Source organism: Kitasatospora sp. NPDC059088, from assembly GCF_042738155.1.
In the GTDB taxonomy this organism is placed as follows: domain Bacteria; phylum Actinomycetota; class Actinomycetes; order Streptomycetales; family Streptomycetaceae; genus Kitasatospora.
On record NZ_JBHYGR010000036.1, the window covers coordinates 1 to 21,190 of the forward strand.

The window sequence follows — 21,190 nt, forward strand, 5'->3', positions numbered from 1 at the left end:
GGCATGGACTACCTCTCCGAGGACCGGGTCGAGCTGCGCTACACCCTGCCGCTCGCGGAGATCGTCTTCGACTTCTTCGACCAGCTGAAGTCCAAGACCCGCGGCTACGCCTCGCTCGACTACGAGCCCATCGGCGAGCAGGCCGCCCAGCTGGTGAAGGTCGACATCCTGCTGCACGGCGACCCGGTGGACGCGTTCTCCGCGATCGTGCACAAGGACAAGGCCTACGGCTACGGCGTGATGATGGCCGGCAAGCTGCAGAAGCTCATCCCCCGCCAGCAGTTCGAGGTGCCGATCCAGGCCGCCATCGGCTCCCGGGTGATCGCCCGTGAGACAGTCCGCGCGATCCGCAAGGACGTCCTCGCCAAGTGCTACGGCGGTGACATCTCCCGTAAGCGGAAGCTGCTGGAGAAGCAGAAGGAAGGCAAGAAGCGGATGAAGATGGTCGGCAGCGTGGAGGTCCCGCAGGAGGCCTTCATCGCCGCGCTGTCCACCGACGCCGAGACGCCGAAGGACAAGAAGTAGGCGTAGCGGGAAGCGGTACGAGGAGGGCCCGGGCGGGACTGCCCGGGCCCTTCCGCGTTCCCGCCGGGCACAGGAACCGGTAGGCCCCGGACGGAACCGGTGGCCCCCGGCGGCTACTTGAGCGCGCCGAGGACGAGGCCGACGATCCCGGCCTTGGCCAGCCGCCCCGCGGTGCCGGTGAGCACGGTGGGCTTCATCGAGTCGTCGGGGTGGACCAGTTGGAGCAGCCCGTCCCGCCGGCCCAGGCTGAGGCACTGCACGAGGTACGTGAAGGAGAACGGCGCCGAGGTGCGCCCGTCGAGCAGCCGGCCCACGTACTGGCCCTGCGGCAGCGCGGTGGCGCAGCCCATCCTCAGGGTGCCGACGCCGGGGACGGTGACGGCGGCGGCGTCGCCGACCACGTGGACGTCCGGGTGCGAGACCGACCGCAGGTGGTCGTCCACCAGGGCGCGGCCGCGCTCGTCGACGGCCAGTCCGGCCTCGGCGGCCAGCGGGTGGGGTTCCAGCGAGGCGGCCCACAGGGTGAGGTCGGCGTCGACCGGGCCGGCGGTGGTGAGCGGCCCGCCGGGGGTGACCTCGGTGACGGTGGCGTCCTCGTGGACGTCGACGCCGAGGCGGTCGAGGACGCGCCGGATGTGGGCGCGGCCCTTGGGCGAGTAGGCGCCGCCGACGGTGCCGGAGGCGACGATCCGCACCCGCCAGTCGGGGTGGGCCTCGGCGAGTTCGGCGGCCAGTTCGATGCCGGTGGCGCCGCCGCCGACGACGGCGAGGGTGCCGGGGCGGGCGGCCTCGCGGATGAGCCGGCGGACCTCGGCGGCGCGCTCCACGGGGTGGGCGTGCTCGGCGGCGCCGGGGACGCCGTGCCAGGCGGTGCGGCTGCCGAGGGCGTGGACCAGGGTGTCGTAGCCGAGGGTGGTGCCGTCGTCGAGGAGGACCTCGTGCCCGGCCAGGTCGAGTGCGACGGCCCGGGCCCGGCGGTGCTCGATCCGGCGGCCGCGGGCGAGTTCGGTGAGCGCGGGCCAGTCGCGGCCGCGGCCGGCGGCGGTCTCGTGCTGGCGGATGCGGTGCAGGAGCCGCTCCTCGGGGGCGACCAGGGTGACGGCGCGGCGGCGTCCGGCGCCCTTGGCCGCGGTGATCCCGGCGTACCCGGCGCCGAGGACGACGATCCGCTGATCGGTGCTGGTGGTGCTGCTCATCTCGTCCGCCTCCTCGTGGGGCGCTCCGGTGGAGCGCTGTTCGGGAAGGGGACGACGCGGGCGGCCGGAGTGTGACGGTGACCCGCGTCACAGCCTGGCGGGGCCCGGTTCAGCGGGTCGTGACCGGGTCGATCCGGCCGAGCTTCTCGGGGTTGACCACGACGAAGGCCTCGGTGATCCGGCCGTCGGCCACGGCGAAGGCCAGCACCCCGCCGACGCTGCCGGTGCCGCGCTCGTACCAGACCAGGCCGGGTTCGCCGTTGACGGCGGCGAGGCCGATCGCGGCGTCGGGGGTGAACCACTTGGCGACCAGTCCGGCCACCAGGCGGGCGACCTTGTCGGCGCCGCGCACCGGGCGGGCGGCGGCGCGGACGATGCCGCCGCCGTCGGCGTGCCAGACCACGTCGGGGTCGAGGACCGCCATCAGGCCGAGGATGTCGCCCCGGGCGCTGGCGGAGGCGAACGCCTCGACGGCCCGCCGGTGTTCGGCCGGGTCGGTGCCGCCGGGGTGCCGGCCGCCCTCCTTGACCCGGCGGCGGGCCCGGGAGGCGAGCTGGCGGGTGGCGTCCGGGGTGCGGTCCAGGGAGGCGGCGATGGACTCGAAGCCGACCGCGAAGACGTCGTGCAGGACGAAGGCGGCCCGCTCGGCCGGGGTGAGCTGCTCCAGCACGGTGAGCAGGGCGAGGGAGACGGACTCGCCGCGTTCGGCCAGGTCGGCGGGGGAGTCGGGGCCGTCGGCGTAGGAGACGGACGGTTCGGGCAGCCACTCGCCGTAGTAGGCCTCGCGGCGGCTGCGGGCGGAGCCCAGCTGGTCGTAGCAGAGCCGGGTGACCACGGTGGTGAGGAAGGCGCGCGGGTCGGCGACGGCGGCGCGGTCGGCGTCCTGCCAGCGCAGCCAGGCGTCCTGGAGGACGTCCTCGGCGTCGGTGAAGGAGCCGAGCAGCCGGTAGGCGACCGAGCCCAGGTAGCGGCGGTTCGCCTCGAAGGCGTCGGGGGCCGGTCCGGGGGCCGTGGGCTGGGCGGTCACGGGGGCCACCGTAGCGAAGGCGGTCGTGCCCCGCGAGGGGCGGGTGCGCGCGGAGCCGGGACGGCGGGTTCCGTCCCGGCTCCGGGCGTGCCGACGGGTCAGTCCACCTCGGCCACGGCCTCCGCGAACTGCGCCTGGTAGAGCCGGGCGTAGGCGCCGTCGGCGGCGATCAGCTCGTCGTGCGAGCCCTGCTCCACGATGGAGCCGTTCTCCATCACCAGGATCACGTCGGCGTCCCGGATGGTGGAGAGCCGGTGGGCGATGACGAAGCTGGTGCGGCCGGTGCGCAGCCGGGCCATGGCCCGCTGGATGAGCACCTCGGTGCGGGTGTCGACGGAGCTGGTGGCCTCGTCGAGGACCAGGATGGACGGCTGGGCGAGGAAGGCCCGGGCGATGGTGATCAGCTGCTTCTCGCCGGCGCTGACGCCGGTGCCCTCGTCGTCGATGACGGTGTCGTAGCCGTCCGGGAGGGTGCGGACGAAGCGGTCGACGTGGGCGGCCCGGGCGGCCTCGACGACCTCGTCGCGGGTGGCGGAGCCGGCCCCGTAGGCGATGTTGTCGGCGATGGTGCCGCCGAACAGCCAGGTGTCCTGGAGGACCATGCCGATGCCGGAGCGCAGGTCCTCGCGGGACATCGCGGCGATGTCGATGCCGTCGAGGGTGATGCGCCCGGAGCTGACCTCGTAGAACCGCATCAGCAGGTTGACCAGGGTGGTCTTGCCGGCGCCGGTGGGGCCGACGATGGCGACGGTCTGGCCGGGTTCGACCTTGAGCGAGAGGTCGTCGATGAGCGGCTTGTCGGGGTCGTAGCGGAAGGACACGTCCTGGAAGGCGACCCGGCCGTGGACGGTGTCGGGCTTCTCGGGCATGGCCGGTTCGGGGCTCTGCTCGGGGGCGTCGAGGAGTTCGAAGACGCGCTCGGCGGAGGCGACCCCGGACTGCACCAGGTTGGCCATGCTGGCGACCTGGGTGAGCGGCTGGCTGAACTGCCGGGAGTACTGGATGAAGGCCTGGACGTCGCCGATGGACAGCGAGCCGCTGGCCACCCGCAGGCCGCCGACCACGGCGACCAGCACGTACTGCAGGTTGCCGATCAGCATCATCGCGGGCTGGATGATCCCGGAGATGAACTGGGCGCGGAAGCTGGCGTGGAACAGCGCGTCGTTGTGCTCGCGGAAGGTCTCGGCGGACTCGCGGTGCCGGCCGAACGCCTTGACCAGGGTGTGGCCGGTGTACATCTCCTCGATGTGGGCGTTGAGTTGGCCGGTGGACTTCCACTGCTGGACGAACTGCGGTTGGGCCCGCTTGCCGACCTTGGCGGCGACGACCACCGAGAGCGGTACGGAGACCAGGGCGATCGCGGCGAGGATCGGGGAGATCCAGAACATCATCGCGAGCACACCGACCACGGTGAGCAGCGAGTTGACGATCTGTCCCATGGTCTGCTGCATCGACTGGCCGATGTTGTCGATGTCGTTGGTGACCCGGCTGAGCACCTCGCCGCGCGGCTGCCTGTCGAAGTAGCTGAGCGGCAGCCGGGCGAGTTTGGCCTCGACGTCCTGGCGCAGCCGGTAGCTGGCGGACTGGATCGCCCGGGTGGCCAGGCGGCCCTGGACGATGCCGAAGAGGGCGGAGGCGAGGTAGATGCCGAGCACCCAGAGCAGGATGGAGCCGATGGCGCCGAAGTCCATGCCCTGGCCGGGGGTGAAGTCGACGGCGGAGAGCAGGTCGGCGACGCCGCCGTCGCCGTGGGCGCGCAGTCCGGCGATGACCTCGGCCTTGGAGGTGCCGGCGGGGAAGCGGGCGCCGATGACGCCGGCGAAGATCAGGTCGGTGGCGTCGCCGAGGATCTTCGGGCCGGTGACGGCGCAGCCGATGCCGAGCACGCCGAGCAGCAGGACGCCGATCAGGACGTTGCGTTCGGGGCGCAGCAGGCCGAGCACGCGTTTGCCGGAGCCCTTGAAGTCCATGGACTTCTCGGTGCCCTGGCCGCCCATGAAGCGGCCCGGTCCGGCCGGTCCGCGGCGGGCGGCGGCGGCCTGGGAGTCGCTGGGGAGCTTGTCCGCGGGCTGTCCGGCGCCCGGTCCGGCGGGGGCCCCGGCCGGCTTTCCGGCGGGCTTTCCTGGGGTGGTCACGCCGCCTCCTGCTCGGTGAGCTGGGAGAGCACGATCTCCCGGTACGTCGGGTTGTCGGCCATCAGTTCGCGGTGGGTGCCGGTGCCGACGACGGCGCCCTCGTCGAGGACGATGATCCGGTCGGCGTCGCGGATGGTGGAGACGCGCTGGGCGACGATCAGGACGGTGGCGTCGGAGGTCTCGCGGGCGAGGGCCTTGCGCAGCCTGGCGTCGGTGGCGTAGTCGAGCGCGGAGAAGGAGTCGTCGAAGAGGTAGACGTCGGGCCGCCGGACGAGGGCCCGGGCGATGGCCAGGCGCTGGCGCTGGCCGCCGGAGACGTTGCTGCCGCCCTGGGAGATGGGGGCGTCCAGGCCTTCGGGCAGCTTCTCGACGAAGTCCTTGGCCTGGGCGATCTCCAGGGCGTGCCAGAGCTCCTCGTCGGTGGCGTCGGGGCGGCCGTAGCGGAGGTTGCTGGCGACGGTGCCGGTGAAGAGGTAGGGCTTCTGCGGGACGATGCCGACGCTGTCGGCGATCGTGTCGGCGGAGAGCTCGCGCACGTCGGTGCCGTCGAGCAGGACCTGTCCGGAGGTGACGTCGAAGAGCCGGGGGACGAGGCCGAGCAGGGTGGACTTGCCGGCGCCGGTGGAGCCGATGATGGCGGTGGTCTCGCCGGGGCGGGCGGTGAGGTCGACGCCGCGCAGTACCGGGGCCTCGGCGCCGGGGTAGCGGAAGTCGACGTCGCGCAGTTCCAGGTTGCCGCGGCGCAGCACCTCGGTGACCGGGGCGGCGGGCGGGACGACGCTGGAGGAGGTGCCGAGGACCTCCTCGACGCGTTCGGCGCAGACCTCGGCGCGCGGCACCATCATGAACATGAAGGTGGCCATCATGACGCTCATCAGGATCTGCATCAGGTAGGAGAGGAAGGCGGTGAGCCCGCCGATCTCCATGCCGCCGCTGTCGATGCGGTGGGCGCCGAACCAGAGCACGGCGACGCTGGAGACGTTGACGACCAGCATGACGGCGGGGAACATCACGGACATCAGCCGGCCGACCTGCCGGGCGACCTGGGTGAGGTCCTCGTTGGCGTCGGCGAAGCGCTGCTGCTCGTGGCCGTCCTTGACGAAGGCGCGGATGACCCGGATGCCGGTGATCTGCTCGCGCAGCACCCGGTTCACGGTGTCGATCTTCACCTGCATGCTGCGGAACTTCGGCCGCAGGGCGCGCACCAGCAGGACGACGACGATGCCGAGCACGGGGATGACGGCGAGCAGCAGGCCGGACAGCGGGACGTCCTGGTTGAGCGCCATGATGATGCCGCCGACGCACATGATCGGTGCGGCGACCATCAGGGTGAAGCTCATCAGGGCCAGCATCTGGACCTGCTGGACGTCGTTGGTGGTGCGGGTGATCAGCGACGGGGCGCCGAACTGGCCGACCTCGCGGGAGGAGAAGCTCTGCACCCGGTCGAAGACGGCGGCCCGCAGGTCGCGGCCGAAGGCCATGGCGGTGCGGGCGCCGTAGTAGACGGCGCCGATCGAGCAGAGCGCCTGGAGCAGGGTGACGCCGATCATCACGGCGCCCAGGCGCAGGATGTAGCCGGTGTCGCCCGTGACCACGCCCTTGTCGATGATGTCGGCGTTGAGCGTGGGCAGGTAGAGCGCCGCGAGGGTGGACACCAGCTGGAGGGCCACCAGCAGGGTGATCGGTCGGGAGTATGGGCGCAGGTACGCCCGGAGCAGTCTGATCAGCACTGGCACACTCTTGTCTTCGCCGGTCGGGTTCGCACCCCAATTCTCGTCGTTCTGTAGCGTCGTACAGACGATTCGGGGGCCGTCCGGCGGAGGTTTGCCGGGCCTTTGCCATCGGCGGCCCGGTTCGCGCCCTCCGGCGGGCACCGGCGCCGAGGGGGCGTGCCAGCTGGGGCTGCCCCCTTACGGAATGACCGGTTTCCCCCTAGGCTGCTGACTACGCCCTTGTTACTGACCGGTACCGACCACGTTAACGGGGGCCCGGCGGACGCCCCCACGGACGCCGCGACAATCCCTCAGACGGCCACCCGCCCCCGGAGGTCCTCGTTGAGTTCCGCGCAGTCCCTGATCGACTCCGGCAGTGCCGACATCGTCGCCGGGCGTCCCGCCTCCGTCGCCCACCTGTTCCTGGAGCGGGTCGTCCTGACCCCGAACGCCGAGGCCTACCGCTACCCGGCCTCGGTCGACGAGCACGCCGCGGACGGCGCGCCCGGCGCCGAGCAGTGGCGCTCGCTCACCTGGGCGCAGACCGCGGTCCGGGTCAAGGCGGTGGCCGCCGGCCTGATGGCGCTCGGCATCCAGTCGGAGGACCGGGTCGCGCTGGCCTCCTCCACCCGGGTCGAGTGGATCCTCGCCGACCTGGGCGCCATGTGCGCGGGCGCCGCCATCACCACCGTCTACCCGAGCACCAACGCCGACGAGACGGCCTTCATCCTCTCCAACTCCGGCTCCCGGGCGATGTTCGCCGAGAACGCCGCCCAGCTGGCCAAGGCCGTCGAGCACATCGACGAGCTGCCCGAGCTGCGCACCGTGATCCTCTTCGACGCCCCCGCCGGGGCGCCCGGGGCGGAGGCACTCGACACGGCCGGCCTGGACCTGCTCACCCTGGCCGAGCTCGAACGGCGCGGCGCCGAGTACCTGGAGCAGCACCCGGACGCGGTCGACAAGGCCGTGGCCGGGCTCGACAAGGAGCAGCTGGCCACCCTCATCTACACCTCCGGCACCACCGGCCGCCCCAAGGGCGTGCGCCTGGTGCACGACTGCTGGGCCTACGAGGGCCGGGCCCAGGAGGCCAGCGGCCTGCTCGGCCCCGACGACGTCCAGTTCATGTGGCTGCCGCTGTCGCACGTCTTCGGCAAGACGCTGATCTCCGGCCAGATCGCCACCGGCCACGTGATGGCCGTGGACGGCCGGGTCGACCGGATCATCCACAACCTGCCGGTCATCCGGCCGACCACCATGGCCTCGGCGCCGCGCATCTTCGAGAAGGTCTACAACGGCATCGCCGGGCGGGCCCGGGCCGAGGGCGGCGCCAAGTACAAGATCTTCCTGTGGGCCGCCAAGGTCGCCCGCGAGCACGCCCGGGTGGTCCAGGAGAGCCGGGTCGCCACCGGCGTCGGGAGCGCCCCGCTGGGCCTGCGGCTGCAGCACGCGCTCGCCGACAAGCTGGTGTACGCGAAGATCCGGGCCGCCTTCGGCGGCCGGCTGCGCGGCGCCGTCTCCGGCAGCGCCGCCCTGGCCCCCGAGATCGGCTACTTCTTCCTCGGTGCCGGGGTGCCGATCCTGGAGGGCTACGGGCTGAGCGAGACCAGCGCCGGCTCCTGCGTCAACCGCAAGGAGGACGTCCGGATCGGCACGGTCGGCCGCCCGCTGCCCGGCACCGAGGTGCGGATCGCCGAGGACGGCGAGATCCTGCTGCGCGGCCCCGGCGTGATGCGCGGCTACCACAACCTGCCGGAGAAGACCGCCGAGGTGCTGGAGCCGGACGGCTGGTTCCACACCGAGGACATCGGCGAGCTCACCCCCGACGGCTTCCTGCGGATCACCGACCGCAAGAAGGACCTGTTCAAGACCTCCGGCGGCAAGTACGTGGCGCCCAGCGAGGTCGAGGGCAAGTTCAAGGCGGTCTGCCCGTTCGTCAGCAACATCCTGGTGATCGGCAACGGCCGCAACTTCTGCACCGCGCTGATCGGCCTGGACGAGGCGGTGCTGATGCCGTGGGCCGCCGAGCGCGGCCTGGCCGGCAAGAGCTACGCCGAGCTGGCCGCCGACCCGGCCGTGCACCAGCTGATCGAGGGCTTCGTCAAGCGGGTCAACGCCGACCTCCAGCGCTGGCAGACGATCAAGAAGTTCCACCTGCTGCCGCGCGACCTCGACATCGAGCACGGCGAGCTCACCCCGAGCCTCAAGATCAAGCGCCCGGTGGTCGAGCGGACCTACGCGGACGCGGTGACCGCCATGTACGCGGGCGCCAACGAGGCCTGAGCCGGCCCTCCTCCCGTACGGCTCACGAGTCCGGGTGAGTCGTACGGGACAATGGGGTCATGCCCTCCGCACTCCCCGACGGCGAACCGGTGCCGTCCGACGGTTCCCTGCCCGCGCACGCCCTGACCGGGCTGGGCGACCGGCCGTTCGGCTTCTACCTGCACGTCCCGTACTGCGCCAGCCGCTGCGGCTACTGCGACTTCAACACCTACACCGCCACCGAACTGCGCTCCTCCGGGGCCGTCGCCTCGCAGGAGACCTACGCGGACAACGTGGTCGCCGAGATCCGGCTGGCCCGCCGCGTCCTCGGCGAGACCGACCTCCCGGTGCGGACGGTGTTCCTCGGCGGCGGCACCCCCACCCTGCTGCCCGCCCGCGACCTGGTGAAGATGCTCGCCGCCCTGCGCGAGGAGTTCGGGCTCGCCCCGGACGCCGAGGTCACCACCGAGGCCAACCCCGAGTCCGTCGACCCCGCGTACCTCGCCGAGCTGCGCGAGGGCGGCTACAACCGGATCTCCTTCGGCATGCAGAGCGCCCGCCCGCACGTCCTGCGGCTGCTCGACCGCCACCACACCCCCGGCCGCCCCGAGGCCTGCGTGGCCGAGGCCCGCGCGGCCGGCTTCGACCACGTCAACCTCGACCTGATCTACGGCACCCCCGGCGAGTCCGACGACGACTGGCGGGCCTCCCTGGACGCCGCGATCGGCGCCGGGCCCGACCACGTCTCCGCGTACTCCCTGATCGTCGAGGACGGCACCAAGCTGGCCGCCCGGGTCAAGCGCGGCGAACTGCCGATGATCGACGACGACGTGCACGCCGACCGCTACCTCATCGCCGAACAGGCGCTCAGCGCGGCCGGCTACTCCTGGTACGAGGTCTCCAACTGGGCCACCACCCCCGAGGGGCGCTGCCGCCACAACGAGCTCTACTGGACCGGCGCCGACTGGTGGGGAGCCGGCCCCGGCGCCCACAGCCACGTCGGCGGCGTCCGCTGGTGGAACGCCAAGCACCCCGCCGCCTACGCCCAGGCCCTCGCCGAGGGCCGCACCCCGGCCCTGGGCCGCGAGCTGCTGAGCGACGAGGACCGCCGGGTCGAGCGCATCCTGCTGGAACTGCGCCTGGCCGACGGCATCCCCCTCGACGTCCTGGCCGAGGCCGGCCGCCAGGCCGCCGCCAAGGCCCTCGCCGACGGCCTCCTCGCCGAGGACTCCTACCGGCGGGGCCGCGCCGCCCTCACCCTCCAGGGCCGCCTCCTGGCGGATGCAGTAGTGCGTGACCTCGTGGACTGAGTGTCGTTAACGTGGTATCAGCCGTCAGGAGGAGTGTGGGATGACCGCCATCGATGACCGGGTGATAGGGATCTTCGAGAATCTGGAGATCCCGGAGGGTTTCAAGGCCGAGCTCATCAGGGGGGAGATCGTGATGATGGCCGGGCCCGACCGGGTCCACAACTGGATTGTCGAGTCGATCCAGGACCAGATTCCCCGGATGCGATGGCACCGCTCGGTCACGCAGGACATCGACATCCCCGGGCTCACCAGCGAACCTCAGCCCGATCTGGTCGTCTATGAGCGAGACGCGGTCGAGGGTCCTGGTCGCCTGATCCCTTCGCCTCTCCTCACGCTGGTGCTCGAGGTGGTCTCGAACACCAGCGTCCTGCGCGACTACCAGACCAAGCGGGAGCTCTACGCGGAGGGCCGGATTCCGGCCTATCTGATCGTCGACCCGATCAAGGCCGTCTGCGTGCTGTTGACCGAGCCGACCCGGGCGAGCGCGTCCGGGTTGCCGGACTACGTCTCCTCTCGGACCACCAAGTTCGGCGAGCCCATTCCGGTGGACCTGCTGGGCATCACGCTCGACACCTCGGAGTTTCAGACCTACTCCTGACCTGGCAGGGCGGTGAAGTCGATCAGTTCCTCGACCTTCGCCAGGAGTTCGGGCTCCAGGTCCTTGTAGCTGTTCACCTTGGAGAGGATGTGCTTCCAGGCGGCCGGGGTGTCCACGGGCCAGCCGAGGCGGCGGCAGGTGCCCTGCTTCCAGTCCTCGCCGCGGGGGACGGCGGGCCAGGCGGGGATGCCGACGGAGGAGGGCTTCACGGCCTGCCAGATGTCGATGTAGGGGTGGCCGACGACCAGGACCGACTCGCCGGTGACCCGGGCGGCGATGCGGTGCTCCTTCGTCCCCGGGAGCAGGTGGTCGACCAGGACGCCGAGTCGGCGGCCGGGGCCGGGGGCGAAGTCGGCGACGATCGCGGGGAGGTCGTCGATGCCCTGGAGGTACTCGACGACGACGCCCTCGATGCGCAGGTCGTCGCCCCAGACCCGTTCGACCAGTTCGGCGTCGTGCCGGCCCTCGACGTAGATCCGGGACTCGCGGGCGACCCGGGCCCGGGCGCCGGGGACGGCGACGGAGCCGGAGGCGGTGCGGGCGGGGGTGCGGGGCGCGGCGGGGGCGGCCGGGCGCACCAGGGTGACCACCTCGCCCTCCAGCAGGAAGCCGCGCGGCACCAGCGGGAAGACCCGGTGCTTGCCGAAGCGGTCCTCCAGGGTGACGGTGAACCCCTCCGCGGTCCGCTCGCAGCGCACCACCGCCCCGCAGTAGCCGGTGGCCGCCTCCTCGACCACCAGGTCCCGCTCGGCCGGCACCTCGGGTGCGGGCTGCTGCTTCTTCCACGGCGGGGTGAGGTCGGGTCCGTACTGGTGGCTGCGCATGGGGCGATTTTACGGACGGGGCGTCAGAGGCCCGGCGCCCCCCAGACCGGGAACCAGCGGCTGAGGTCCTTCTCCAGCCGCAGGTCGTTCCCCAGCATCGCGTTGACCTGGAGCTCCAGCGGGCTGTTGCGCCGCTCGCCGCCGCCGGGCATCGGGGCGAAGGGGTAGAAGGTGCCGCGCTTGTAGAGGTAGACCAGGGCCAGCGACTGGCCCTGGGGGTTGCGGAAGGCGACCAGGGAGCAGAGCAGCTGCGGGCCGAAGCCGTTCGCCTCCAGCTCGCTGTTGACCGCGTGCAGGTCGTTGACCAGTTCCGGGAGTTCCTCGGGGGCGTGCCGGGTGAGCAGCCAGGAGTAGCCGTAGCCGTCCTTGGAGGCCTCCACCGGGACGCCGCCGCGTTCGGTGTCGGCGTCCAGCAGGGCCCGGACCTGCTGCTCCACCTGGACGAAGGCGGCGCCCTCGACGGCCGCGAAGCAGACCGAGCCGAGCCCGGTGGGGAGGAACCCGGCCCCGGCCTCCAGGGTGAGCGCGGCGGACGGCACGCCGAACAGCTGGTCGAGGTCGGGCTTGACGGGCTTGGTGCGGCCGAACAGGGCGTCCAGGAATCCCACGGCGGTCCTTCCGGGAGTCGGGCGGGGCCGGAGCCCAGGGGGGTCAGCGGCCGAGCTGCTCGGAGATCTTGGCCAGCTGGGCCAGCCGCTTCTCCAGCGTCGGGTGGGTGGAGAGCAGCTGGGAGGCGGTCTCCTTGGCGCTCAGCGCGGGGGCGAAGTAGAAGGCGTTGTAGGGCTGGGCCCGGCGCAGGTCCTCGGTGGGGATGGCGGCGATCTGCCCGGTGACCTTGGTGAGCGCCGAGGCGAGGGCGCTGGGCCGGCCGGTGAGCTGGGCGGCGGCCCGGTCGGCGGCCAGTTCGCGGTAGCGGGACAGCAGCCGGGTGAGCAGGAAGCTGATCGCGTAGACCACGATCGACACCAGCGGGATGATCAGCGCCGCGATGGCCGCGTTCTGGTCGTTGCTGTTGCGGTTGCCGCCCATGAACCCGCCGTACATGGCGACCCGGGTCATCGCCCCGGCGAGCACGCCGAGGAAGCCGGCGATGGTCATCACGGCGACGTCCCGGTGGGCGACGTGCGACAGCTCGTGCGCCAGGACGCCCTCCAGCTCCTCGGGTTCCAGTCGGCGCAGCAGGCCGGTGGTGACGCACACCACGGCGTTCTGCGGGTTGCGGCCGGTGGCGAAGGCGTTCGGCATGTCGCTGTCGGCGACCGCCACGCGGGGCTTGGGCATGTCGGCCAGGGCGCAGAGCCGGTCGATGGTGCCGTGCAGCTGGGGGTACTGCTCCTCGGTCACCCGGTGGGCGCCCATGGCCCGCTCGGTGATCTTGTCGCTGAACCAGAACTGGGCCACGAACAGCCCGCCGGAGATCAGCACGATCAGCGGCCAGGCCCCGCGCAGCAGCGCGATCAGCAGGCCCGTGAAACCGACGTACAACAGCCCGATCACGAACATCGTCCCGACCATGCGGCTGGTCAGGCCGCGGTCGGGCGCGAAACGGGTGTGCTGGCCCGAGCTCGACATCGCTTGCTCCTCCGTTCGCCGTCGCTTTCGATGCTGCCACCCGGACGGCCCCGGGGCACCACCCGCGCACGCGGAGTGTCGCGGTGGCCGTCCGGAACTGCGGGCAGGATCACCCCGGCCGGGCCGTTCCTGCGGTACGACCCGGGCCGTACACTGGCAGGTACGGTTTTGGCACTCGTGCGTGCAGAGTGCCAGGGTCGGGGTCCTCACCGGAGCGGCTCGCAGCATCACAGACGGACAACGTGCGAAGACGGAGGTGCGTGCCCCATGGCCGGAGAGGTCCGCCAGCTGGACGACCGCAAGCTCGCCGTGCTGCGCGCGATCGTCCAGGACTACGTGGGCACCGAGGAGCCGGTCGGCTCCAAGGCCCTGGTGGAGCGGCACAACCTCGGGGTGTCCCCGGCCACGGTGCGCAACGACATGGCGGCGCTGGAGGAGGAGGGGTACATCCACCAGCCGCACACCAGCGCCGGGCGGATCCCCACCGACAAGGGCTACCGGCTGTTCGTCGACAAGCTCGCCGAGATCAAGCCGATGAGCTCCCCGGAGCGCCGGGCGATCCGGCACTTCCTGGACGGCGCCGTCGACCTGGACGACGTGGTCACCCGTACGGTGCGGCTGCTCGCCCAGTTGACCCGCCAGGTCGCCGTGGTGCAGTACCCCTCGCTGACCCGCTCCACCGTCCGGCACATCGAGCTGGTGGCGCTGGCCCCGGCCAAGGTGATGCTGGTGCTGATCACCAACACCGGCCGGGTCGAGCAGCGGATGGTCGACTGCCCGGGCACGGTCGGCGAGACGGTCCTGGCGGACCTGCGCTCGCGGATCAACACCCGGGCGGCCGGCCAGCGGCTGCCGGACGTCCCGGGGCTCCTGGAGGAGCTCCCGGCGGCGTTCGAGCCGGCCGACCGGCCGACCGTCAGTACGGTCCTGGCGACGCTGTTCGAGGCGCTCGCCGAGCAGAACGAGGAGCGGATCATGCTGGCCGGCACGGCCAACCTGACCCGCTTCGGGCACGACTTCCCGCTCACCATCCAGCCGGTGCTGGAGGCCCTGGAGGAGCAGGTCGTCCTGCTCCGCCTCCTGGGTGAGACCACGGACGCCGCGATGACGGTCCGGATCGGGCGGGAGAACGCGTACGAAGGGCTGAATTCCACCTCGGTCGTTTCGGTCGGCTACGGTTCGGGCGACGAGAGTGTGGCCAAGCTGGGTGTGATCGGTCCGACCCGGATGGACTATCCGGGCACAATGGGGGCGGTGCGGGCGGTGGCACGGTACGTGGGCCAGATCCTGGCCGAGTCGTAGCACACGGCCGACCGTTGGAAATCTAACGGCGGCGTCCAGTCGCAGCACTACTACAGGCGGAACAAGCGGAGCATTTGGTGGCCACGGACTACTACGCGGTACTCGGCGTCCGACGGGATGCGGGGCAGGACGAGATCAAGAAGGCGTTCCGGCGCCTGGCACGCGAACTGCACCCGGACGTCAACCCGGACCCGAAGACGCAGGAGCGGTTCAAGGAGATCAACGCCGCCTACGAGGTGCTCTCCGACCCGCAGAAGCGCCAGGTCTACGACCTGGGCGGTGACCCGCTGTCGCCGGGCGGCGGTGGCGCGGGCGGCTTCGGCGCCGGCGCGGCGGGCTTCGGCTTCTCCGACATCATGGACGCCTTCTTCGGCGCCGCGGCCGGCCAGCGCGGCCCGCGCTCGCGCACCCGCCGGGGCCAGGACGCCATGATCCGGCTGGAGATCACCCTGGAGGAGGCCGCCTTCGGCACCACCAAGGAACTCCAGGTCGACACCGCCGTCACCTGCACCACCTGCAGCGGCGAGGGCGCGGCCCCCGGCACCTCGGCCCAGACCTGCGACATGTGCCGCGGCAAGGGCGAGGTCTCCCAGGTCACCCGCTCCTTCCTGGGCCAGGTCATGACCTCCCGCCCGTGCCCGCAGTGCCAGGGCTTCGGCACCGTGGTGCCGACCCCGTGCCCCGAGTGCGCGGGCGACGGCCGGGTGCGGGCCCGCCGCACCCTGACCGTGAAGATCCCGGCCGGCGTGGACAACGGCACCCGGATCCAGCTGGCCGGCGAGGGCGAGGTCGGCCCCGGCGGCGGCCCGGCCGGCGACCTGTACGTCGAGATCGCCGAGACCACCCACACGGTCTTCCAGCGGCGCGGGGACGACCTGCACTGCACCGTCACCATCCCGATGACGGCGGCCTCGCTCGGCACCCAGGTGCCGTTGCAGACCCTGGACGGGCTGGAGGAGGTCGACATCCGGCCCGGCACCCAGTCCGGCCAGTCGATCCCGCTGCACGGCCGGGGCATCACCCACCTGCGCGGGGGCGGCCGGGGCGACCTGATAGTGCACGTCGAGGTGCAGACGCCCACCAAGCTCGACCCCGAGCAGGAGGAGCTGCTGCGCCGGCTCGCCGTGCTGCGCGGCGAGGAGCGGCCGTCCGGCCAGTTCGCGCCGGGCCAGCAGGGCCTGTTCTCACGCCTGAAGGACGCCTTCAACGGCCGGTAGTCGTCCGCGAAGGGGTGCCGGGGGAGGACCCCCGGCACCCCTTCGGTGTTCCCGTTCCATCCCAGGAGGTTCCCCGCCATGACCGCGCCCGTCTTCGTCGTCGAGACCGAGCGGATCGCCGCCGCCGCACCCGGGGCCGTGCTGCGCCTCGACGGGCCCGAGGGGCGGCACGCGGCGGCGGTGAAGCGGCTGGCGGCCGGCGAGGCGGTCACCCTGGCGGACGGGCTGGGACTGGGCGTGGACGGCACCGTCGCCGCGGTGCTCGGCAAGGACGCGATCGAGGTCACGGTGGAGGCCGTGCGGCGGGAGCCGGAGCCGGCGCCGCGGATCGTGGTCGTCCAGGCGCTGCCCAAGGGCGACCGCGGCGAGCTGGCCGTGGAGACCATGACCGAGGTCGGCGTGGACGTGGTGGTCCCCTGGGCCGCCTCGCGCTGCATCACCCAGTGGAAGGGCGAGCGCGGCGCCAAGGCGCTCGCCAAGTGGCGGGCCACCGCCCGGGAGGCGGGCAAGCAGTCCCGCCGGCTGCGCTTCCCCGAGGTGCGCGAGCCGATGACCACCCGGCAGCTGGCGCCGCTGCTGGCCGGGGCCGCGCTCGCCGCGGTGCTGCACGAGGAGGGCGCCGAGCCGCTGGCGCACGCCGCGCTGCCGGCCGGCGGGGACATCGTGCTGGTGGTCGGCCCGGAGGGCGGGGTCTCCCCGGAGGAGCTGGCCGCCTTCGCCGAGGCCGGCGCGAAGCCGTACCGGCTGGGCCCCTCGGTGCTGCGCACCTCGACCGCCGGGGTGGCCGCCGGGGCGCTGCTGCTGGGGCGCACCGGCCGCTGGGCCTGACCCCACCGGCAACTCCCGTGCGCCCGCCCGGAGTCTGCGGAAAACGGAGCGGCTCGTACCCGCACCTGCCTACGCTGGCGGCGTGACGGACTCCCTGAGCACCTCCGCGGGCGCCTATCTGCGCCACCCCCATCTGCACGGTGACCTGGTCGCCTTCGTCGCCGAGGACGACCTGTGGCTCGCCCCGCTGGAGGGCGGCCGGGCCTGGCGGCTGACGGCCGATCACCTGCCGGTGCAGCACCCCAGGTTCTCCCCGGACGGGCGCCACCTCGCCTTCACCTCCACCCGGGACGGCGCCCCCGAGGTGCACGTGGTGCCGGTGGACGGCGGACCGTCCCGGCGGCTGACGTACTGGGGCAACGCCGAGACCCGGGTGCAGGGGTGGACCGCCGACGGGCGCCCGATCGCCACCACCGGCGCGGGCGAGTCCGGGGTGCGCCGCTGCTGGGCGCACGCGGTGCCGCTGGACGGCGGCGAGCCGGTGCGGCTGCCGTACGGGCCGGTCGGCGGGCTCGCCTTCGAGCCGGCGGGCGTCGGGGACCCTGCGGCCGAAGCCGGGGGGAGGGTGCTGCTGGTGACCGTCAACAACCGCGAGCCGGCCTGGTGGAAGCGCTACCGGGGCGGCCGGGCCGGCAAGTTGTGGATCGGGCGGGACCGGTTCGTCCGGATCCACCAGGACCTGGCCGGGCAGCTCGACTCCCCGCTCTGGGTGGCCGGGGACGGCGACGGCCGGATCGCCTTCCTGTCCGACCACGAGGGCGTCGGCGACCTGTGGTCCAGCCGCCCCGACGGCTCCGACCTGCGCCGCCACAGCACCGACCCGGACGGCTTCTACGCCCGCAACGCCAGCACCGACGGCACCCGGGTGGTCTTCCACCGGGCCGGCGACCTGTGGCTGCTGGACGACCTGGAGAGCGCCTCCCCGCGCCGGCTGGACGTCCGCCCGGCCGGCTCGCGGGCCCGCCGCCGCCCCCACCCGGTGCACGCCGCGCACTGGCTGGAGTCCGTCGCCCCGGACCGCACCGGCCGGGCCGGCGCCGTGGTGGTGCGCGGCAGCGTGCACTGGCTGACCCACCGCGAGGGCCCGGCCCGGGTGCTGGACGAGACCCCGGGCGTGCGCGCCCGGCTGGCCCGGGTGGTGCCGGGCGAGGACGGCGCCCAGGGCGTGCTCTGGGTGTCCGACGCCGAGGGCGAGGACGCCCTGGAGTACGCCCCCGCCGTGCACGACCCCGAGCGGCGCCGGCTGGCCGCCGGGAGACTGGGCCGGGTCAACTCGCTGGTGGTCTCCCCGGACGGCCGGCGGGCCGCGGTCGGCGTGCACGACGGCCGGGTGCTGGTGGTCGACCTGGCCGACGGCGCCGTGCACGAGCTGGACCGCAGCACCGACGGCGAGGTCGGCGGCCTGGTGTTCAGCCCGGACTCGGCCTGGCTGGCGTGGTCGCGCCCGGTGCACCGGATGGGCCCGTACTCGCTGCGCCAGATCGTGCTGGCCGACCTGGCCACCCGCACCGTCGGCGAGGTCACCTCGCAGCGCTTCCTGGACACCTCGCCCGCCTTCACCGCCGACGGCCGCTACCTGGCCTTCCTCTCGGTGCGCAGCTTCGACCCGGTCTACGACGCCCACGCCTTCGGCCTGTCCTTCCCGAACGGCTGCCGCCCCTACCTGGTGACGCTCGCCGCCGAGACGCCCTCCCCGTTCGGCCCGCAGCGGGCCGGGCGGGCGCCCGGCGGGGAGGAGGACGAGCCCAAGGCCCGCACGGCGGACGGCGAGGAGGCCGCGGACGGGGCGGTGCCGGCCGTGCGGGTGGACCTGGACGGCATCGCCGACCGGATCGTGCCCTTCCCGGTCGAGGGCGGCCGTTTCCACACGCTGCGCGCCGCCAAGGACGGGGTGCTGTGGACCAGGGCGCCGCTGCTCGGCGAACTCGGCGACGAGGCCGCCTCCTTGGACGACGACCGGCCCCGCCCGGTGCTGGAGCGCTTCGACCTCAGGAAGCGCCGGGTCGAGCAACTGGTGCACGGCGTCGACGGGTTCTCGGTCAGCGGGGACGGCACCCGGCTGGCCGTGCTGGACGGGGGCGAGCTGCGGATCGTCCCGGCCGACCGCAAGTCCGGCGGCGAGGACGACGAGACCGCCGTCGACCTCACCCGGCTGCGGGTGACCGTCGACCCGGCCGCCGAGTGGCGGCAGATGTACGCCGAGAACGGCCGGCTGATGCGGGACAACTTCTGGCGCCCCGACCTCGGCGGCGTCGACTGGGCCGGGGTCCTGGAGCGCTACCGGCCGCTGGTCGAGCGGGTCGGCTCGCACGACGAACTGGTCGACCTGCTCTGGGAGGTGCACGGCGAACTCGGCACCTCGCACGCCTACGTCGTCCCGTACGGCCGCTACACCGAGCCCGCCCGGCGCCAGGGCCTGCTCGGCGCCGACCTGGTCCGGGACGGCGGGCAGTGGCGGATCGGCCGGATCCTGCCCGGCGAGTCCTCCGACCCCCGGGCCCGCTCGCCGCTGGCCGCGCCCGGCGCCGCGATCCGCCCGGGCGACGCCCTGCTCGCCGTCAACGGCCGCCCGGTCGACCCGGTCACCGGCCCGGCCCCGCTGCTGGCCGGCACCGCCGGGCAGCCGGTGGAGCTGACCGTGGCCCGCAAGGACGGCAGCGACCGGCGCCACCCCGTGGTCGTCCCGCTCGCCGACGAGGAGGCGCTGCGCTACCACGACTGGGTGGCCGGCCGGCGGGCGAAGACACGGGAGCTGTCCGGCGGCCGGCTCGGCTACCTGCACATCCCCGACATGCAGACGGCCGGCTGGGCGCAGCTGCACCGCGACCTCTCCACCGAGATGGCCAAGGACGGCCTGATCGTGGACGTCCGGGAGAACCGCGGCGGCCACACCTCGCAGCTGGTGATAGAGAAGCTGGCCCGGCGGATCATCGGCTGGTACGCGATCCGGGACACCGAGGGCCGGGTGCCCTACCCGATGGACGCCCCGCGCGGGCCGGTGGTCGCGATCGCCAACGAGCTGTCCGGCTCGGACGGCGACATCGTCAACGCCGCCATCCAGGCGCTCGGCATCGGCCCGGTGGTCGGCACCCGGACCTGGGGCGGGGTGATCGGCATCGACAGCCGGTACCAGCTGGTCGACGGCACCCTGGTCACCCAGCCCAAGTACGCGATGTGGATGGAGAACTACGGCTGGGGCCTGGAGAACCACGGCGTCGACCCGGACGTCGAGGTGCCGTTCGCCCCGCACCACTGGGCGGCCGGCGAGGACCCGCAGCTGGCCGAGGCCGTGCGGATCGCCCTCGACACCCTGGCCGCCACCCCGGCCCGCACGGCGCCGCCGCTGCCCTGGGCGTAGCCGGCGCGGGGCGCTGCGGGGCCCTGCGGGGCGCGGGGGTCCGGCGCGGCCGGGCTCCCGCGCCGGGGCGTGGGTAGGATGCGGGGCTGTTCTTGATCGCGATCTTGATCTGGTCGACGGCTCACGGGGGAGCACACCATGGCGCAGGGCTATCCGCCGCCGCAGTACCCGCAACAGCAGCAGTACCCGCAGCAACAGCCGTACCCGCAGCAGCAGTACCCGCAGAACCAGCCGTACCCGCAGCAGCAGTACCCGCCGGGCGGCCCGGGGCCGAACCCGTACGGCCAGGGGCCGTACGCCCAGCCCCCGCAGCCGTACCCGCCGCAGCCCCAGCCGTACGGTCAGCCCCAGCCGTACCCGCAGGCGCAGCCGCCGTACGGGCAGGCCCCGTACCCGCAGCAACAGCCCCACCCGCAGCCCGCGCTGCCGCCGTGCCCCCGGGAGGCGGGCGGCTTCCGGCGCTTCCTGGCGATGGTGCTGGACGCCGGCCTCGCGCTGGGCGCGGGCTTCGCCGCCGCCGTCGCCTCCGACGTCGCGGCGGGTCGTACCAAGCCCGTCGCGGCCGCGGCCGGCCACGCCGTCCAGCACGCGAGCGGGCCGGTGGTGCCGTTCTGGGCGGCGTTCCTGGGCGTCTGCGTGCTGGTCTCGTTCCTCAACCAGGTGGTGCTGGCCCGGCTGGTCGGGTTCAGCGTGGGCAAGGGGATCCTGGCGATGCGGGTGGTGCGCCGCAAGCGGGTGATGCGCCCCAACACCTGGCGGCTGACCCGGCGCTGGCTGGTCGGCTTCGTCGTCCTGGTGCTCTCGTTCGTCTTCGACGAGTTCGACCTGGAGGAGGGGGACATCATCGGCATGCGCTCGGTGCGCTGGAAGCACCTGCAGGAGTACCAGCAGGCGCTCGGGCGGCTCGGCTAGGCTGCGCCCGTACGGCCCGTGCAACCGTGATCGACGACCGAACCGAGGAGATTCCGATGGCCGGCGAGCCGCAGTCCGACTGTGTGTTCTGCAAGATCGTGGCGGGCGAGATCCCGGCGACCGTGCTGCGCAAGACCGAGCGCGTCCTCGCCTTCCGCGACATCGCCCCCAAGGCCCCCGTGCACGTCCTGGTGATCCCGCACGTCCACTACCCGAACGCCGCGGCGCTGGGCGCCGCCGAGCCCGAGGTCGCCGGCGAACTGCTGGCCGAGGCGGGCGCGGTGGCGCGGGACGAGGGCATCGAGGACTACCGGCTGATCTTCAACACCGGCGCGGGCGCCGGGCAGACCGTGTTCCACGCCCATGTGCACGTGCTCGGCGGGATGCCGATGAACGAGAGCATGGTCTGATCCCA

At 73.1% G+C, this 21,190-nt stretch carries 16 protein-coding genes and 1 pseudogene; 10 read left to right on the forward strand and 7 right to left on the reverse strand.

From position 1 onward, the window contains the following. Positions 1-525: pseudogene (locus tag ACFWXO_RS18185) on the forward strand (elongation factor 4); the annotation flags it as partial. A 113-nt stretch (positions 526-638) separates the two neighbouring features. Here the strand turns inward: ACFWXO_RS18185 and ACFWXO_RS18190 are convergent. The 4 genes from ACFWXO_RS18190 to ACFWXO_RS18205 form a co-directional block, all read right to left on the reverse strand. Continuing rightward, positions 639-1,721: an NAD(P)/FAD-dependent oxidoreductase gene (locus ACFWXO_RS18190; RefSeq protein WP_380524871.1), complete on the reverse strand. Its 1,083-nt coding sequence runs from the start codon at positions 1,719-1,721 to the stop codon at positions 639-641. A 109-nt stretch (positions 1,722-1,830) separates the two neighbouring features. Further along, positions 1,831-2,748 carry an RNA polymerase sigma factor SigJ gene (sigJ, locus tag ACFWXO_RS18195; protein ID WP_380524873.1) on the reverse strand — a complete coding sequence of 306 codons (918 nt, stop codon included), beginning with the start codon at positions 2,746-2,748 and terminating at the stop codon, positions 1,831-1,833. Positions 2,749-2,846: 98 nt separating this feature from the next. Next, a complete protein-coding gene (locus ACFWXO_RS18200; protein ID WP_375892554.1) occupies positions 2,847-4,745 on the reverse strand; it encodes an ABC transporter ATP-binding protein in 1,899 nt (632 codons plus the stop codon). A gap of 134 nt (positions 4,746-4,879) precedes the next feature. Next, positions 4,880-6,613, reverse strand: coding sequence for an ABC transporter ATP-binding protein (locus tag ACFWXO_RS18205; protein WP_380524874.1), 1,734 nt, complete (start codon positions 6,611-6,613; stop codon positions 4,880-4,882). A gap of 324 nt (positions 6,614-6,937) precedes the next feature. Between ACFWXO_RS18205 and ACFWXO_RS18210 the strand changes: the two genes are divergently transcribed. Genes ACFWXO_RS18210 through ACFWXO_RS18220 form a run of 3 tightly spaced genes read left to right on the forward strand, consistent with a single transcriptional unit; the run spans position 6,938 to position 10,762 of the window. Then, positions 6,938-8,875 carry an AMP-dependent synthetase/ligase gene (locus ACFWXO_RS18210; RefSeq protein WP_380524875.1) on the forward strand — a complete coding sequence of 646 codons (1,938 nt, stop codon included), beginning with the start codon at positions 6,938-6,940 and terminating at the stop codon, positions 8,873-8,875. Positions 8,876-8,934: 59 nt separating this feature from the next. Next, a complete protein-coding gene (gene hemW / locus ACFWXO_RS18215; protein WP_380524876.1) occupies positions 8,935-10,164 on the forward strand; it encodes a radical SAM family heme chaperone HemW in 1,230 nt (409 codons plus the stop codon). Between the two features lie 40 nt (positions 10,165-10,204). Further along, positions 10,205-10,762 (forward strand): Uma2 family endonuclease, encoded by a 558-nt coding sequence (locus tag ACFWXO_RS18220; RefSeq protein WP_375892449.1) that lies wholly within the window; start codon positions 10,205-10,207, stop codon positions 10,760-10,762. Here ACFWXO_RS18220 and ACFWXO_RS18225 read toward each other — a convergent pair. Genes ACFWXO_RS18225 through htpX form a run of 3 tightly spaced genes read right to left on the reverse strand, consistent with a single transcriptional unit; the run spans position 10,753 to position 13,158 of the window. Next, positions 10,753-11,586, reverse strand: a complete 834-nt coding sequence (locus tag ACFWXO_RS18225) for a DUF3097 domain-containing protein (RefSeq protein ID WP_380524877.1) — start codon at positions 11,584-11,586, stop codon at positions 10,753-10,755. The genes ACFWXO_RS18220 and ACFWXO_RS18225 overlap by 10 nt on opposite strands. A 23-nt stretch (positions 11,587-11,609) precedes the next feature. Continuing rightward, complete coding sequence (locus ACFWXO_RS18230) at positions 11,610-12,194, reverse strand: hypothetical protein (RefSeq protein ID WP_380524878.1); 585 nt, start codon at positions 12,192-12,194, stop codon at positions 11,610-11,612. A gap of 43 nt (positions 12,195-12,237) precedes the next feature. After that, entirely contained in the window at positions 12,238-13,158 is a 921-nt protein-coding gene (htpX, locus tag ACFWXO_RS18235; RefSeq protein WP_380524879.1) for a zinc metalloprotease HtpX, read from the reverse strand. 267 nt (positions 13,159-13,425) lie between these two features. On the opposite strand from htpX, the gene hrcA reads away from it, so the two are divergent. The 6 genes from hrcA to ACFWXO_RS18265 all read left to right on the forward strand — a co-directional run bounded on the left by hrcA (position 13,426) and on the right by ACFWXO_RS18265 (position 21,185). Next, positions 13,426-14,460 carry a heat-inducible transcriptional repressor HrcA gene (gene hrcA / locus ACFWXO_RS18240; RefSeq protein WP_375892457.1) on the forward strand — a complete coding sequence of 345 codons (1,035 nt, stop codon included), beginning with the start codon at positions 13,426-13,428 and terminating at the stop codon, positions 14,458-14,460. 77 nt (positions 14,461-14,537) lie between these two features. Beyond that, on the forward strand, positions 14,538-15,677 hold the full coding sequence (gene dnaJ / locus ACFWXO_RS18245; protein WP_188304451.1) for a molecular chaperone DnaJ: 1,140 nt from the start codon (positions 14,538-14,540) through the stop codon (positions 15,675-15,677). Positions 15,678-15,755: 78 nt separating this feature from the next. Continuing rightward, positions 15,756-16,505 (forward strand): 16S rRNA (uracil(1498)-N(3))-methyltransferase, encoded by a 750-nt coding sequence (locus ACFWXO_RS18250; protein ID WP_375892458.1) that lies wholly within the window; start codon positions 15,756-15,758, stop codon positions 16,503-16,505. Between the two features lie 82 nt (positions 16,506-16,587). Then, a complete protein-coding gene (locus ACFWXO_RS18255) occupies positions 16,588-19,863 on the forward strand; it encodes a S41 family peptidase (protein WP_380524880.1) in 3,276 nt (1,091 codons plus the stop codon). A gap of 138 nt (positions 19,864-20,001) precedes the next feature. Further along, positions 20,002-20,775: an RDD family protein gene (locus ACFWXO_RS18260; protein WP_380524881.1), complete on the forward strand. Its 774-nt coding sequence runs from the start codon at positions 20,002-20,004 to the stop codon at positions 20,773-20,775. Positions 20,776-20,831: 56 nt separating this feature from the next. Next, positions 20,832-21,185, forward strand: coding sequence for a histidine triad nucleotide-binding protein (locus ACFWXO_RS18265; RefSeq protein ID WP_380524909.1), 354 nt, complete (start codon positions 20,832-20,834; stop codon positions 21,183-21,185). Positions 21,186-21,190: the final 5 nt, after the last annotated feature.